This is a genomic window from Micromonospora sp. NPDC050784 (genome assembly GCF_044456765.1).
Lineage (GTDB): Bacteria > Actinomycetota > Actinomycetes > Mycobacteriales > Micromonosporaceae > Micromonospora > Micromonospora foliorum.
Genome location: NZ_JBITGG010000002.1, coordinates 321275 through 333875 on the forward strand (window position 1 = coordinate 321275; position 12601 = coordinate 333875).

Annotated in this window: 15 protein-coding genes; 7 read left to right on the plus strand and 8 right to left on the minus strand. The window is 72.2% G+C overall.

Annotated elements, in window-relative coordinates; all coding sequences use genetic code 11:
- Position 1 precedes the first annotated feature (1 nt).
- The 6 genes from ACIBD9_RS03890 to ACIBD9_RS03915 are packed head-to-tail and all read right to left on the minus strand — an operon-like array spanning position 2 to position 5599.
- Positions 2–1531 (minus strand): SpoIIE family protein phosphatase, encoded by a 1530-nt coding sequence (locus ACIBD9_RS03890; RefSeq protein ID WP_396714258.1) that lies wholly within the window; start codon positions 1529–1531, stop codon positions 2–4.
- A 13-nt stretch (positions 1532–1544) separates the two neighbouring features.
- A complete protein-coding gene (locus tag ACIBD9_RS03895; RefSeq protein ID WP_396714260.1) occupies positions 1545–2906 on the minus strand; it encodes a sensor histidine kinase in 1362 nt (453 codons plus the stop codon).
- Complete coding sequence (locus tag ACIBD9_RS03900; RefSeq protein ID WP_396714434.1) at positions 2903–3916, minus strand: SpoIIE family protein phosphatase; 1014 nt, start codon at positions 3914–3916, stop codon at positions 2903–2905. Before ACIBD9_RS03900 ends, ACIBD9_RS03895 begins: the two co-directional genes overlap by 4 nt.
- Positions 3913–4332: an anti-sigma regulatory factor gene (locus tag ACIBD9_RS03905; RefSeq protein ID WP_396714262.1), complete on the minus strand. Its 420-nt coding sequence runs from the start codon at positions 4330–4332 to the stop codon at positions 3913–3915. Before ACIBD9_RS03905 ends, ACIBD9_RS03900 begins: the two co-directional genes overlap by 4 nt.
- Positions 4329–4739 (minus strand): STAS domain-containing protein, encoded by a 411-nt coding sequence (locus ACIBD9_RS03910; RefSeq protein ID WP_112586344.1) that lies wholly within the window; start codon positions 4737–4739, stop codon positions 4329–4331. Before ACIBD9_RS03910 ends, ACIBD9_RS03905 begins: the two co-directional genes overlap by 4 nt.
- Positions 4739–5599 carry an STAS domain-containing protein gene (locus ACIBD9_RS03915; protein ID WP_396714264.1) on the minus strand — a complete coding sequence of 287 codons (861 nt, stop codon included), beginning with the start codon at positions 5597–5599 and terminating at the stop codon, positions 4739–4741. The genes ACIBD9_RS03910 and ACIBD9_RS03915 overlap by 1 nt, the downstream gene beginning before the upstream one ends.
- Before the next feature lie 163 nt (positions 5600–5762).
- On the opposite strand from ACIBD9_RS03915, the gene ACIBD9_RS03920 reads away from it, so the two are divergent.
- Entirely contained in the window at positions 5763–6119 is a 357-nt protein-coding gene (locus ACIBD9_RS03920) for an STAS domain-containing protein (RefSeq protein ID WP_091395791.1), read from the plus strand.
- A gap of 13 nt (positions 6120–6132) precedes the next feature.
- Here the strand turns inward: ACIBD9_RS03920 and ACIBD9_RS03925 are convergent, their stop codons facing one another.
- Complete coding sequence (locus ACIBD9_RS03925; RefSeq protein WP_396714266.1) at positions 6133–7413, minus strand: MFS transporter; 1281 nt, start codon at positions 7411–7413, stop codon at positions 6133–6135.
- Between the two features lie 50 nt (positions 7414–7463).
- On the opposite strand from ACIBD9_RS03925, the gene ACIBD9_RS03930 reads away from it, so the two are divergent.
- The 4 genes from ACIBD9_RS03930 to ACIBD9_RS03945 all read left to right on the plus strand — a co-directional run bounded on the left by ACIBD9_RS03930 (position 7464) and on the right by ACIBD9_RS03945 (position 9799).
- The gene (locus ACIBD9_RS03930; protein ID WP_396714268.1) at positions 7464–8180 is read left to right on the plus strand and encodes a FadR/GntR family transcriptional regulator; all 717 of its coding nucleotides are present in this window, start codon (positions 7464–7466) and stop codon (positions 8178–8180) included.
- Between the two features lie 39 nt (positions 8181–8219).
- Positions 8220–8693, plus strand: a complete 474-nt coding sequence (gene mscL / locus ACIBD9_RS03935; protein ID WP_396714270.1) for a large conductance mechanosensitive channel protein MscL — start codon at positions 8220–8222, stop codon at positions 8691–8693.
- Between the two features lie 81 nt (positions 8694–8774).
- Positions 8775–9026 (plus strand): hypothetical protein, encoded by a 252-nt coding sequence (locus tag ACIBD9_RS03940; protein WP_030486188.1) that lies wholly within the window; start codon positions 8775–8777, stop codon positions 9024–9026.
- A gap of 401 nt (positions 9027–9427) precedes the next feature.
- Positions 9428–9799, plus strand: coding sequence for a hypothetical protein (locus ACIBD9_RS03945; protein ID WP_387170686.1), 372 nt, complete (start codon positions 9428–9430; stop codon positions 9797–9799).
- 67 nt (positions 9800–9866) lie between these two features.
- Here the strand turns inward: ACIBD9_RS03945 and ACIBD9_RS03950 are convergent, their stop codons facing one another.
- The gene (locus tag ACIBD9_RS03950; protein WP_396714272.1) at positions 9867–11132 is read right to left on the minus strand and encodes a benzoate/H(+) symporter BenE family transporter; all 1266 of its coding nucleotides are present in this window, start codon (positions 11130–11132) and stop codon (positions 9867–9869) included.
- Positions 11133–11187: 55 nt separating this feature from the next.
- Here ACIBD9_RS03950 and ACIBD9_RS03955 point away from each other — a divergent pair, with 55 nt between their 5' ends.
- Both ACIBD9_RS03955 and ACIBD9_RS03960 read left to right on the plus strand, forming a co-directional pair.
- Positions 11188–11748 (plus strand): helix-turn-helix domain-containing protein, encoded by a 561-nt coding sequence (locus ACIBD9_RS03955; protein WP_396714274.1) that lies wholly within the window; start codon positions 11188–11190, stop codon positions 11746–11748.
- A gap of 114 nt (positions 11749–11862) precedes the next feature.
- Positions 11863–12582: a PP2C family serine/threonine-protein phosphatase gene (locus ACIBD9_RS03960; protein WP_238661850.1), complete on the plus strand. Its 720-nt coding sequence runs from the start codon at positions 11863–11865 to the stop codon at positions 12580–12582.
- Positions 12583–12601 lie beyond the last annotated feature (19 nt).

Sequence of the window (12601 nt, forward strand, 5' to 3'; positions counted from 1 at the left end):
GTCAGCGGCGGCGCAGGACGACCACGGCGACGTCGTCCTGGATCTCCGGTGGGGCCAGCTCCACAAGCAGTCGGGCGCAGAACTGGTCCAGGTCACCGTCGACTGTCGCGGCGACCGCGGCCAGCGCGGCCAACCCCTCGTCGATGGTGGCGTCCCGTCGCTCGATCAGCCCGTCGGTGTAGAAGACCAGCGTGGCCCCGGCCGGCACCACGAACTCCAGGTCGGCCGGGCGCGGGGCGCGGACGCCGAGCAGCGGAGCGGAGTGCTGCACGAACTCGACCTTGCCGTCCAAGATCAGCAGTGGTGGAAGGTGCCCGGCACTGGCCAGCCGGACGTGTCCGGTCGGCGGGTGCAGCAGCAGTACGCATAGCGTCGCCAACTCGTTAGGCAGCAGCGTCCGCATCAGCTCGTTGACCCGGTGCAGGATCTCACCGGGCTGGTGGCCCTCGACCGCGTACGCCCGCACCGCGTGCCGCAGTTCGGCCATCACGGTCGCCGCGTGCAGCGAGTGGCCGGCGACGTCCCCGATCGCCAGCAGTAGGTGCCCGTCGAGCATCACCAGTTCGTAGAAGTCGCCGCCCACCTCGGTCTGCGCGCTGGCCGGCTCGTAGCGCACCGCGAGGTCCAGGCCGGCCACGGTGGGCAGCCCGCGCGGGAGCAGGCTGCGTTGGAGGGTGACCGCGATCCGGTGCTCCTCGTCGAACGAGCGTTGTGCCTCCACGGCCGCCGCCACCGCCTGCGCCAACTGCTTGAGCACAGGGGTCCGCGCGGTCTGGGTGGCGGTCGGGACCACCACGTACAGCGGGGCCCGGTCCTCGCGCAGCCGGGCGGCGGCGACGGTCACCGTGTCGTCCGTCGGCCATTCGACGAGCGCCCAGTTCGCCGGGGTCTCCACCCGGACCGTGGCGCCGGTCGGCACTCCGGTGTCGTCGACGACCCAGGGCACCACGGCGGCCACCGCGCCGGGACCGGCGCAGATGCCGGCGAGGCAGTCGCCGTCGAAGGTTTCGGCGATCACCGCCGCCGGGCTCTTGAAGATCTGGGCGGCCCCCTCGGCGGCGGCCTCCAGCAGGCGCGCGAAGGTCGGCGCGGCGTGCACGGCCACGGTCGTGTCGGCCAGACCGAGCAGCCGCTCGGCGAGCAGTTCGGCGCGCTGCCGGGCCTGGTAGTAGCGCAGCACGGCCCGGGTGGTGGCGATCAGCTCCTCGGGCTCGATCGGCTCGGTCAGGTACGCGTCCGCGCCCCGGGTCAGCCCCTGGGCACGGTCGGCCACGTCCACGGCGTGCGCCGACACGTGGATGACCGGCATCGCCGGGTGCCGCGCCTTGATCTGCTCGCAGACCTCGTAGCCGCTCAGGTCGGGCAGCCGGACGTCGAGGACCACCAGGTCGATCCGGTCCACCTCGACCCGAGCCAACGCCTCGGCGCCGTTCTCGGCCTCCAGCACCGTGAACCCGGCCCGGGTCAGCCAGCTGACCAGCAGGTAACGCTTGGTACGACTGTCGTCGACCACCAGGATGGTTGTCGGCATGCCGTCCACGCGGTCACGCCCCGCCTGTGGGCAGGGAGAGGGTGAATGTGCTGCCTTCGCCCGGCGCGCTGGTCAACGCCAGCGTCCCGCCCAGCAGGGTCACCAACCGCCGGGCGTACGGCAGACCGAGGCCGGTGCCGCCGACCCGGGTGGCGCCGGGCACCTGGTAGAACTCCTCGAAGATCCGGTCGTGCAGCTCGGGAGCGATGCCCGGCCCGGTGTCGCTGACCTCGAACTGCCAACGGTCGCCGTGTTGGCTGGCCCGCAGTCGCACCTCGCCGCGCTCGGTGAACTTCAACCCGTTGTGCAGCAGGTTGCGCAGCACCTGGCCGAGCAGCACCTCGTCGGTGCGCAGCAGGGCAGGCGCGGCCGGCTCCTCCACGACCAGTTCCACGTTCGGTCGGATGGCCAGCGCACGCAGGGTGCCGCGCAGTTGACCGAAGACCGGCCGCAGGTCGACGTCGGTCAGGTCCGGCTCGATCCGGCCGGACTCCGCCTTGGCCAGGTCGAGGAGTTCGTTGACCAGGTTGAGCAGGTCCATCGCCGACGAGCGGATCAGATCGATCTGGCGGCCCTGTTCGTCGGTGAGCGGGTCGGAGGCGGAGTCGGTGAGCAGCCGCCCGAGGCCGATGATCGCGGTGACCGGGGCACGCAGCTCGTGGCTCACGTTGGCCAGGAACCGGCTCTTCGACTCACTCGCCGCACGGAGCTGGGCCGACTTCTCGTCCAGCTCGGCGTAGAGGGCGACGACGCCGCGGTTGGTCTCCTCCAGCTCCTCGGTGAGCTGGTTGTAGAGCGCCAGCACGCCACTGTTGGTCTCGGCCAGCTCCTCGTTCAGCACGGCCAGCTCGTCGCGTTGACTGCGCACCTCGTCGAGTGCGGCGATGAGCTGCCCGTTCTGCACGGTCAGCTCGTCCAGCGCACTGCCCGGCGCGGTGCGGCCGAGTTCGGTACGGAACTCGGCGAGCCGCTCCGGGGTCGGCGTCGGCGCGTTGGCCGGGACTCGTCGGGACATCCGTACGACCGTAACCCCCTCGACGGTCAACACGCTCAGTGTGTCGACCAGTCGGGACACCGCGCCGGACTGCGGTTGGTAGCGGCCGTCCGGGATCGGGGACACCGGGGCCAGGTCGGCGCGCAGGTGGAACCGGCCGTCGGCACCCGCGTCGACGTGGAACGAGACGTCGGCGCCGCCGGCCGTTCGCAGCAGGTCCCGGGCGACCTCGCTGAGCGCGGTGGCGACGCGGACCTGGTCCTGGTGTTCCAGACCGACCACCGCGGCCACCTCGCGCCCCCGCTGACGGATCACGAAGATGTCCTGCTCGACCCGTAACGCCATCTGGAGCAGCGGCAGCCCGGCCGGCTCCCCGATCATGCCCAGGACCTCGCGACCAGAACGCAGGCGTCGTCGCGTCGCACACCGGCGTCACGCAGGAGGGTCGCCGCCATGATCAGCGGGGACCTCTCCGCCAGGCCCGGGTAGTCGGTCATCCGCCACCGGTCCACCACCCCGTCGCTGTGCATCACCAGCCGGGCACCGGGACCGAACGGGTAGTCGTACTCCCGGATCGTCGGCCGTTGGTGGCCGGCGATGCCGGGCAGCGACACCAGCCCTCGACGGCGGCCGTCTCCCTCGACGACCACGCCGGCGATGTTGCCCAGGCCGGCGTAGTGCAGCACGCCGGCCTCCGGCATCAGCTCGCCGACGGCGAGCGCGGCACCCCGGGTGTGCGACATGCTCCGGTGCAGGTGGCCGACCACCATCGCCGGCGGGCCGGCGGGGGCGTCGCGGAACGCGGCCAGCGCCGCGTCGGTGGCGGCACCGGCCAGCGGGCCGTGCCCCAACCCGTCACTCACCAGCACCTGGTGCCGCCCGTCGACGACCCGCACGGCGTAGCCGTCACCGCAGATCGTCTCGCCGGTCAGCGGTCGGGTGAGAGCACCGGCCCAGGACGGCCGGGCCGCCTCGGCCGGCCAGACCTGCACGGCGAGGACGGTGCCCCGGCCGGGCAGCGAGTATCCGTCGAACCAGCTGGCCTGCCGGACGATGGCACCCAGGCCGATGCCGAGCGTGCCGGTGGTGGAGTGCCCGTCCCGGGACGAGACGGTCAGGTCGGCCATGCCAGGCCCGGAGTCGATGGCCACCAGCTCCACACCGGCCTGCCCGGCGCGGCGTACCGGCCGGAGCAGCAGGACACCGTCGTCGGCGTGCTTGACCAGGTTGCTGGTCAGCTCGGCCGCGACGATGGCGAGGTCGGCGATGCGCGCCTCGCCCATCTCCACCTGGGCGCCGAGGCGTTCGGCGGCCCGCCGGACGGCGCTCGCCGCGCTGCTGGCCTCCACCCGAAACCAGATGCCACTGTCGGTGACCGCGTCGGCGTTCACCTGGACCACTTGGTGACCGTGATCCGCGTACCTGTCTCCGCCGACGTCTCGATCTGGAACTCGTCGACCAGGCGTCGCGACCCGCTGAGGCCGAGGCCGAGGCCGCCGCCGCTGGTGTAGCCGTCGGTCATGGCCAGGTCGAGGTCGGCGATGCCCGGACCGGAGTCGGCGAACACGATCTGCACGCCCTTGCGTCGGCCGTTGTCCACGACCGTCACCTCGACCGAACCGCCGCCGCCGTACACCAGGGTGTTGCGGGCCAGCTCGCTCGCCGCCGTGACCACCTTGGTCTGGTCGACGAGAGACAGCTTGACGGCAACCGCCACGGCCCGGACCAGTTGCCGGACGCGCACCACGTCCTCATCGCTGCGGACCGACTGCGCCTGTGGCTGGCCCAGGTCGACGCCCGCGGTCACGGCGTGGCCGTCTCGGCGTCCGGATCGTCGTCGAGCTGGTAGTCGAGCTCGTCGGCGTGGGCCGCCGCGATCAGCTCCATGCCGCGCTCGACGTTCAGCGCGGTACGGATGCCGTTCAGCGACAACCCGAGTTCGACAAGGGTGATGGCGACGGCCGGACGCATCCCGACCACCACCGTCTCCGCGTCGAGCACCTTGGAGATCGACGCGATGGTGGAGAGCATCCGCCCGACGAAGGAGTCGACGATGTCAAGTGCCGTGATGTCGATGATGACGCCGTGGCAACCGGTGGCGACGATCCGCTCGGCCAGGTCCTCCTGGAGCTGGACCGCCGTCTGGTCGGACATGTCGAGCTGGATGGAGACGAGCAGGATGTCCCCGATCTTGAGGATCGGCACCCTTTCCATCAGGCGTCCCGGCGCGGCTGGCGGCGGGCGGTCTCCACCCCGTTGAGTCGCAGCACGTGGCGCAGCGCGTCGGCGAGGCTCGCCTTGGTGGCGATGTCGCCGAACTCGATGCCGAGCGCCACGATGGTCTGCGCGATCTGCGGACGGATGCCGGAGATGATGCAGTCGGCGCCCATCAGCCGGGCGGCCACCACGGTCTTCAGGATGTGCTGGGCGACCTGGGTGTCCACCGCCGGGACACCGGTGATGTCAATGATCGCGTACGGCGAGCTGGTGTCGACCAGGGTCTGCAGCAGCCGCTCCATGACCACCTGGGCCCGGGCCGAGTCCAGGGTGCCGACCAGCGGCACGGCGACGACGCCCTCCCAGAGCTTGACCACCGGCGTGGAGAGCTCAAGCAGCTGCTCGGCCTGGTCGGCGATCAGGCTCTCCCGGGTGCGGACGAAGCTCTCGAAGGTGAACAGGCCCATCTCGTCGACCAGCTTCGAGAAGGCGACGTAGTCCTGCAGCGCGTTCGGGCCGCCGGTCTCCTGTACCAGCTCAGCCAGCACGTCCTTGAGCGCGAAGATGCTGATCGTGGTCTCGGTGGCGGAGAAGCCCTGCCGGGCCCGGCCACGGGACAGTTCGGAGAGCGCGGCGCGCAGTTCGGCGGCGCTGTCGACGGACAGGTCGATGGTGCCCTGCTCGCCGGTGGCGACGATGGCGCGGTGCAGATCCTGGACCTGTCGGCGCAGCTCCGCCTGGCTCAGTCGGCCTCGCAACGAACTGGTGACGATCTCGGTCCACCGAGCCGTGACCCGGTCGGCCTGCCCGCCGAGCAGCGCGGCGAGCCGAGCACTCTCTTCGGTGCTCAACGCCATTTCGAACCCCCTTGACCTGGACCGGGCGGACTCTATCACCGGGGTCTGACCAACTACTTGCCCCGTAGCAACTGAATGACGATGGCCACCGGATCACGGCTCCCGTTCTGCGTTCGGCCATGGTCGTGGGATACCGTTCCCCCGATAACAGGAGGTCTGGCGAATGTCGTTGACGGTGCACACGGAACAACGCGGCGACGTGGTCGTCGTGGCGGTCGCGGGCGAGCTGGACATGGCCACTGCACCGCAGCTGCAGGACCAGATCACCGACCTGCTCGACAAGGGCCGCAATCGGCTGGTGTTCGACCTGGCGGACGTCTCGTTCTGCGACTCGACCGGTCTGTCGGTCTTCGTCCGCGCCAAGAACAGCTGCGACGAGGCTGGCGGCGTGGTCCGACTGGCCGCCCCGCAGCGCGGTGTGCTGCGCATCCTTGAGGTGAGCGGGCTGGTCGAGGTGCTGCACACCTACCCGACGGTGGACGAGGCAGTCGCCGGCGAATCGACGCCGGCCTCCTCCTGACCGTCCGCGCGCGTCACTCGTCCTCGACGTAACGGGGACGAGCGATCGCCATGCCCGCCGCCGTCTGCACGGCGAGGGCGCCCAGCAGGAACCCGATCGGCGCGGTCCAGCCGCCGGTGGCCTCGTAGAGGATGCCAACCATCAGCGGGCCGAGGGCGGCGATCACGTACCCGGTGCTCTGCGCGAACGCGGAGAGCGCGACCGTTCCCTCGGCGGTGCGGGCGCGCAGTCCGATGGCGGTCAGGATCATCGGGAACGCGCCCTGGCCGATCGCCAATAGGGCGACCCAGAGCAGCGCGGCGCCGTGCGGTGCGAGCGCCAACCCCAGGTAGGCCAGTGCCGACGCGGTGGTCAGCCCGAGCACCAGCGGCCGCAGGCTGCCCAGCCGACCGGCCAGGGTGGGCATCAGCAGCGCGATCGGCACGCCGAGCGCGGTGACCCCGGCGAGCAGCAGCCCGGCCGACTCCGGGTGGTAACCGGCGTCGCGGAACAGCTGAGCCAGCCAACCCATGATCGCGTACCCGCTGAGTGACTGCGCCCCGAAGTAAACGGCCATCGCCCAGCCGAGCCGGGTCCGCGCCGGCCGGACCCGCGTCGGCGTGGCGACGGCCGCCGTCGGGGTCGCCCGCCGCGCCGCGGCGCGGGTCCGCAGCGCCAGCGGCACCCACGGGAGTACGGCCACCGCGGCCATCGCGGCCCAGACGCCGAGCCCGGCCCGCCACGACCCGAAGGCGTGCGCGATCGGCACCGCGGAGGCGGCGGCCACCGTCGTGCCCACGGTCAACGCCATCGTGTACGCCCCGGTGACCAGGCCGGTGCGGTGCGGGAAGTGCTGCTTGACGAGCATCGGCAGCAGGATGTTGGCTACCGCGATGCCGGACAGCGCCAGCGCGCTGGTGAGCACGAAGATCCAGGCCGAATCGGTGGCGACCCGGAGCACCTGGCCGACGGCGAGGACGAACATGGCGACCACCAGCACCCGGGCCGGTGCCACCCGGCGGACCAGCCACGGGGTGAGCGCGCCGAGACCGGCGAAGGCGATGGTCGGCAGGGTGGTGACCAGGCCGGCGGTGACGCCGGAGAGGCCCAGCCCGTCGCGGACCTCGTCGAGCAGTGCGCCGAGGCTCGTCACCACGGCACGCAGGTTGAGCGCGACCAGCAGCATCCCGACCAGCACCAGCGCGCCGCCGGTCGCCGGGTGGGTCCGCCGGCCGGCACCGGGGTCCCGCGTCGGGCGAGGGTCGACGGCGACGGGGGCGGGCAGCGCCGGAGCGGCGGTTGGTGGCGGGGTCATGACCTCTAACCTACAATCATGGGATGAATTTGGGACCGGTGATGTAACCAGTGCCACCGTCGGTTGATTTCCCCTCCGCCCCGCCGGTGCCGCCCTCCGGCCAGCCCGCCGTGCCGCCCCGCGGTCACCGGGTCCGGCAGACCACCGAGCAACTCCGCGCCCGGATCCTGGGCGGCGAGTGGCCTGTCGGCGGGCGCATCCCCACCGAGCCACAACTGGTCGCCGCGCTGGGCGTCGGGCGCAACACGGTCCGCGAGGCGGTCCGCGCCCTGGTGCACGCCGGGGTGCTGGAGTGCCGGCAGGGCTCCGGCACCTACGTGGTGTCCACCGACGAACTGGCACCGGTGGTCGCCCGCCGGCTCGGCGACGACCGGATGACCGAGGTCATCGAGGTACGCCGCGCCTTCGAGGTGGAGGCCGCCCGGCTCGCCGCGCTGAGGCGTACACCGGAGGACCTGGCGGCGCTCGACGGCGCGCTCGCCCAGCGCGAGGCCGCCTGGCACGGCGGCCGGGTCGACGCGTTCGTCGAGGCCGACGCGGCACTGCACACGGCGGTGGTCGCCGCCGCACACAACGCCATGCTCGCCGAGCTGTACGCCTCGGTGGGCACCGCCCTGCGCAGCACTGTCGCCCAGGCCATGGGCGGGGCACTCACTCCCGAGCGCTACGTCGACCACACCCGGTTGGTCGAGGCGATCCGGGCCGGCGATCCCGGCCGGGCGGCGCTCGAAGCCGGCGCTTTTCTGGAACCCGCCGAACGGGCATAGGTTGTGCCGGACAGAAAAGCGGACACCTCGGGAGTACGAATGCTCAAGGGCTTCAAAGACTTCATCATGCGCGGCAACGTCGTCGACCTGGCGGTCGGTGTCGTCATCGGCGCCGCGTTCACGGGCGTGGTCACCCAGCTCACCAAGTCGTTCCTCGAACCGCTGGTCCGGGTGATGATCGTGCTGATCACCGGGAACAAGAACGGCCTCAGCGGATCGACGCCCAAGTTCCGGGATATCCCGTTCGACTGGGTGGCGTTCGTCAACGCGGCCATCACCTTCCTGCTGACCGCGATGGCGCTCTACTTCCTGGTCGTCTACCCGATGAACCGGTTGGCCGAGCGGCGCAAGCGGGGCGAGGAGCCGCCGCCCTCGGCGCCGAGCGAGGAGGTCAAGCTGCTCACCGAGATCCGGGACGCCCTGGTCTCCGCCGGCCACACCACCCCCGGCCAGCAGCGCGGGGCGCTGGACGACGTGCTGGGCCGCCGTCCCGAGCCGCCGACGCAGCGCTGACCGGAACGGATGCACATCGGCCCCTGTGGGATTCCCGCAGGGGCCGCACCTTCTCGTACGTGTGTTCGATAGAGTCCCGCCATGGAGCAGCGAAAGCACTGGTGGAACGGGAAGTGGGGGCGGCTGGCCCGGCGGGACGTCTTCCTGCGGGTGGACGCCGACCGGTGGCACGTCGAGCAGCGAGCAGGCGGCGCCGAGGGCATCTCCCGTTTCTACGAGTACGGCAGTGCGGACGAGGCCGAGGACACCGTCCGGGCGCTGCTCGACGGCCCGGACACCTGGCGGGAACTGTCCCCCCGCCCGCCCGGCGGCTGGACCCTCCCGAACAGCTGAGTCGGCGGAACACCGTGCACGGGCGCAACGGTGCCGTGTGCTGAGCTGCGTGCCGCGTGCTGGGCGCCGCGTGCTGCGTGCCGTGTGCCGCGTGCGCTGGCGTCGCGGTCCGTTTGTCCGCCACCTCGCGCGGCCGTGGAGGCGGTGTTGCTTTCGACGGTGATGACTCTGAGGCATAAATATGCCTCAGAGTCATCGCGCTCTTCAGGCCCATCGCCTCCCGGCCCATCGCCTCTCGGCCCATCGCCTGCGGACCTGCCGCCTCAGGACCTGTCACCTCCGGACCCGCTGCCTCCGGGACTGTCGCCTCCAGTCGCTTCCAAGTCGCTGCCGCGGTTGCTGAACACCGGGCGGGTGGATGGCGGCGTTTAGCGGCGCGCCGCCCTGGGAACCGCAGCGGGATGGACCAGCAGGACGAGCAGCAGGCGACCATCTCGCGGATCACCACCGGGATGACGGTGATCGACTCAGCCGGCACCGAGGTCGGCACCGTGGACCTCGTCCAGCGGGGCGACCCGAACGCGGTGACCGTCCAGACACCGACCGCCGACCCGGGCAGCAGCCTGGACGAGCTGATCGAGGCGACCGCGGTCGAGGAGCCGGACGTCCCGGCCGATCTGGCGGCGCGACTGCTGCACAGCGGCTACCTGAAGGTCTCGACCGACCTGACCCGTACCGGTGCGGTCTACGTACCGGCCGACCGGATCGGGTCGGTGGCCGACGGCCGGGTCCTCCTGGCCGTCGGTGTGGCCGACCTGCCGCCCGAGGAGTGACCCCACCGATTTGATCGACTCGGGTTCACGGAAATCGGGGCGTCCCGGGCCTCGGGACAGCCCGACTTCATGAAACCCGAGTGGATCTTCCCGGCCCCGCGGCGGCGGGCCGGTCCGGCGCGGCCGGGGCGGGCTGGTCGGGCGCGGTGGGGGCGGGCTGGTCCGGCGCGGCGGGGGCGGGTTGGCGGCTGCGGAAGAGCAGCAGCATCAGGCAGCCCGCGACCAGGCCCCAGAACGCGCCGCCCACGCCGATCAGCGTCACCCCGGACGCGGTCACCACGAAGGTGACCACGGCAGCCTCGCGGGTCGCCGGGTCGGTCACCGCCGAGGCGAGCGCGGTGGCGAGGGCGCCGAGTAGCGCCAGCCCGGCGACCGCCTCGATGAGGATCGGTGGGGCGACCGCTACCAGTGTGGTGGCCACGCCGGCGCCCAGGCCGAGCACGGCCAGCCCAGCGCCCGCGGTGACCGAGGCGATCCACCGGCGCTCCGGGTCCGGGTGCGCGTCGGGACCGGCGGCCAGGGCGGCGGTGATCGCCGCGAGGTTCACCGCGTGCCCGCCGGCCGGGGCGGCGAGCAGACTGGCCAGGCCGGTGGTCCGCAGCGCGGCGCCGAACGGCGGCCGGTAGCCGTAGCCGACCAGCACCGCCATGCCGGGTACGTTCTGCGCGGCCATGGTGACCAGGAACAGCGGCAGGGCCACCCCGACCAGGGCGGACGCGTTCCAGGCCGGCGCGGTCAGCGTGACCGACGGGATCAGCGCGGCGCCGGTCAGGCCGGCCGGCGGTGCCGTCATGGCGATCGCCGCCACCGCCACCACCAGCGCACCGGGTACCGCCCAGCGGCGGGCGAACCGGTGCAGCAGCAGCCAGCCGACCACCACCGGGCCGGCCACCACCGGCAGCTCGACAAGTGCGCGGACCGGGGCGGTGCACAGCGGCAGCAGCACCCCGGCGAGCATCGCGCCGGCCACCGGCTTGGGGATGGCGGCCACCGCCCGGCCGAGTGGCGGGAACAGCCCGGCCGCGACGATCAGCACCCCGGAGACGAGGAAGGCGCCCACCGCCACCGGCCATCCGCCCGGCGGCGGCCCGGTCGCGACCAGCAGCGCCGCGCCCGGTGTGGACCAGGCCGCGCTCATCGGTATCCGGTATTGCAAGCCCAGCCAGGCGGCGACGAGCCCGCTCGCCACGCAGAGAGCGAGCAGGCCGGACGCGGCCTGTGCGTCCGACGCGCCCGCCGCCCGGAGCCCGGCCAGCACGACGGTGAACGAGCTGGCGAAGCCGACCAGCGCGGTCACCACCCCCGCCAGCACCGGTTGCACGCGTCCGGCCACGCCACCCTCCCGACTGTTCCGTTTACGGAACGGAAGCGTGTAGCACGATAGCCGGGTGCCGCACCCACCACCAGCCCCGCGCCCGGGCCTCGACGTGGATCCCGCCGTCGTCGGGCGCCGGGTCCGTGCCCTACGCGAGGAGCGGGGAATCTCGCTGTCCACACTCGCCCGGCTCGCCGGCGTCGGAAAGGCCACCCTCTCCGGCCTGGAGCACGGCACCCGCAACCCGACCCTGGAGACGCTCTGGGCCGTCACCGCGCAGCTCGGCGTACCGTTCACCGCCCTGCTGGCTGAACCAACGGCCGAACCCACCGTGCACGGCACCGCGGTCACCGCCACCCTGCTGGAGGTGTTCACCGACACCGACGCGACCTACGAGCTGTACCGGATGCGGGTCGCACCCGGCGTCGTGCAGCTCTCCCCCGCCCACGCGCCGGGAGTCACCGAACACGTCACCGTCTTCGCCGGGGTGCTGCGCGCCGGGCCGGCCGACGCACCGCTGACCGCCCCGGCCGGCGGTCACCTCCGCTGGGTGTCGGACGTGCCACACAGCTACGCGGCGGTGGGTGACGAGGAGGTCGCCGCCAGCCTGCTACTGCGCTATCCGCGCCACTGAGGCCCGGCCGATCGGTCACGCACCGTCGGGCCGGCGACGAAAATCGCAATCATTTCTCGACCTAGGTAGGAGGCGTAGAGACGAATGCGGGTTGTTCTTGGCAAGCTTGTCCCCATGACGCTGATCCTCCGCTCGGTCATCCTCAACGACATCGGCTTGGTGCGCACCAACAACGAGGACTCCGCCCTCGCCGGTGACCGCCTGATCGCCGTCGCCGACGGCATGGGTGGGCTGCCTGCGGGCGAGGTGGCGAGCGAGATCGTGATCCGGATCCTGGACGAGCTGGCTCCGCCCACCGACCCCGACGGTGCCGCCGACGCGCTGCGTGCCGTAGTCAGCACCGCCAACCAGCGCATCCACGCCGCGATCACCGTCGACCCGAGCCGGGACGGCATGGGGACGACACTCACCGCGGCGCTGCTGGCCGGGGAGACGCTGGTGCTGGCCCAGGTGGGCGACTCCCGCTGCTACCTGCTGCGCGACGGGGAGCTGACCCAGCTCACCCGGGACGACACGTTCGTGCAGTCGCTTGTCGACCAGGGCACCCTCTCTCCCGAGCAGGCCCGCCACCACCCGCAGCGGTCCCTGGTGACCCGGGCCGTGCAGGGCGCCGACACCCCACCCGCGATCGGTGTGCTCACCGTCGTCCCCGGCGACCGGCTGCTGCTGTGCAGCGACGGGCTCTCCGACTACGTCGAGGACGAGGCCATCGCGACGGCCCTGGGCATGTACGCCGACCGCCAGCAGTGCGGTGAGCAGTTGGTGAAGCTGGCCCACCACGCCGGCGCCCCGGACAACGTCACAGTCGTGGTCTCCGACGTCGTCGCCCGCTGACCCGTACGGCGCACTCGGC

Bases quoted from the DNA above. Each gene is read 5' to 3' on its own strand.
- ACIBD9_RS03915 (WP_396714264.1), bottom strand. From the start codon at position 5,599: ATGGCGTTGAGCACCGAAGAGAGTGCTCGGCTCGCCGCGCTGCTCGGC.
- ACIBD9_RS03910 (WP_112586344.1), bottom strand. From the start codon at position 4,739: ATGGAAAGGGTGCCGATCCTCAAGATCGGGGACATCCTGCTCGTCTCC.
- ACIBD9_RS03920 (WP_091395791.1), top strand. From the start codon at position 5,763: ATGTCGTTGACGGTGCACACGGAACAACGCGGCGACGTGGTCGTCGTG.
- ACIBD9_RS03940 (WP_030486188.1), top strand. From the start codon at position 8,775: ATGGAGCAGCGAAAGCACTGGTGGAACGGGAAGTGGGGGCGGCTGGCC.
- ACIBD9_RS03945 (WP_387170686.1), top strand. From the start codon at position 9,428: ATGGACCAGCAGGACGAGCAGCAGGCGACCATCTCGCGGATCACCACC.
- ACIBD9_RS03890 (WP_396714258.1), bottom strand. From the start codon at position 1,531: ATGCCGACAACCATCCTGGTGGTCGACGACAGTCGTACCAAGCGTTAC.
- ACIBD9_RS03960 (WP_238661850.1), top strand. From the start codon at position 11,863: ATGACGCTGATCCTCCGCTCGGTCATCCTCAACGACATCGGCTTGGTG.
- ACIBD9_RS03925 (WP_396714266.1), bottom strand. From the start codon at position 7,413: ATGACCCCGCCACCAACCGCCGCTCCGGCGCTGCCCGCCCCCGTCGCC.
- ACIBD9_RS03895 (WP_396714260.1), bottom strand. From the start codon at position 2,906: ATGATCGGGGAGCCGGCCGGGCTGCCGCTGCTCCAGATGGCGTTACGG.
- mscL (WP_396714270.1), top strand. From the start codon at position 8,220: ATGCTCAAGGGCTTCAAAGACTTCATCATGCGCGGCAACGTCGTCGAC.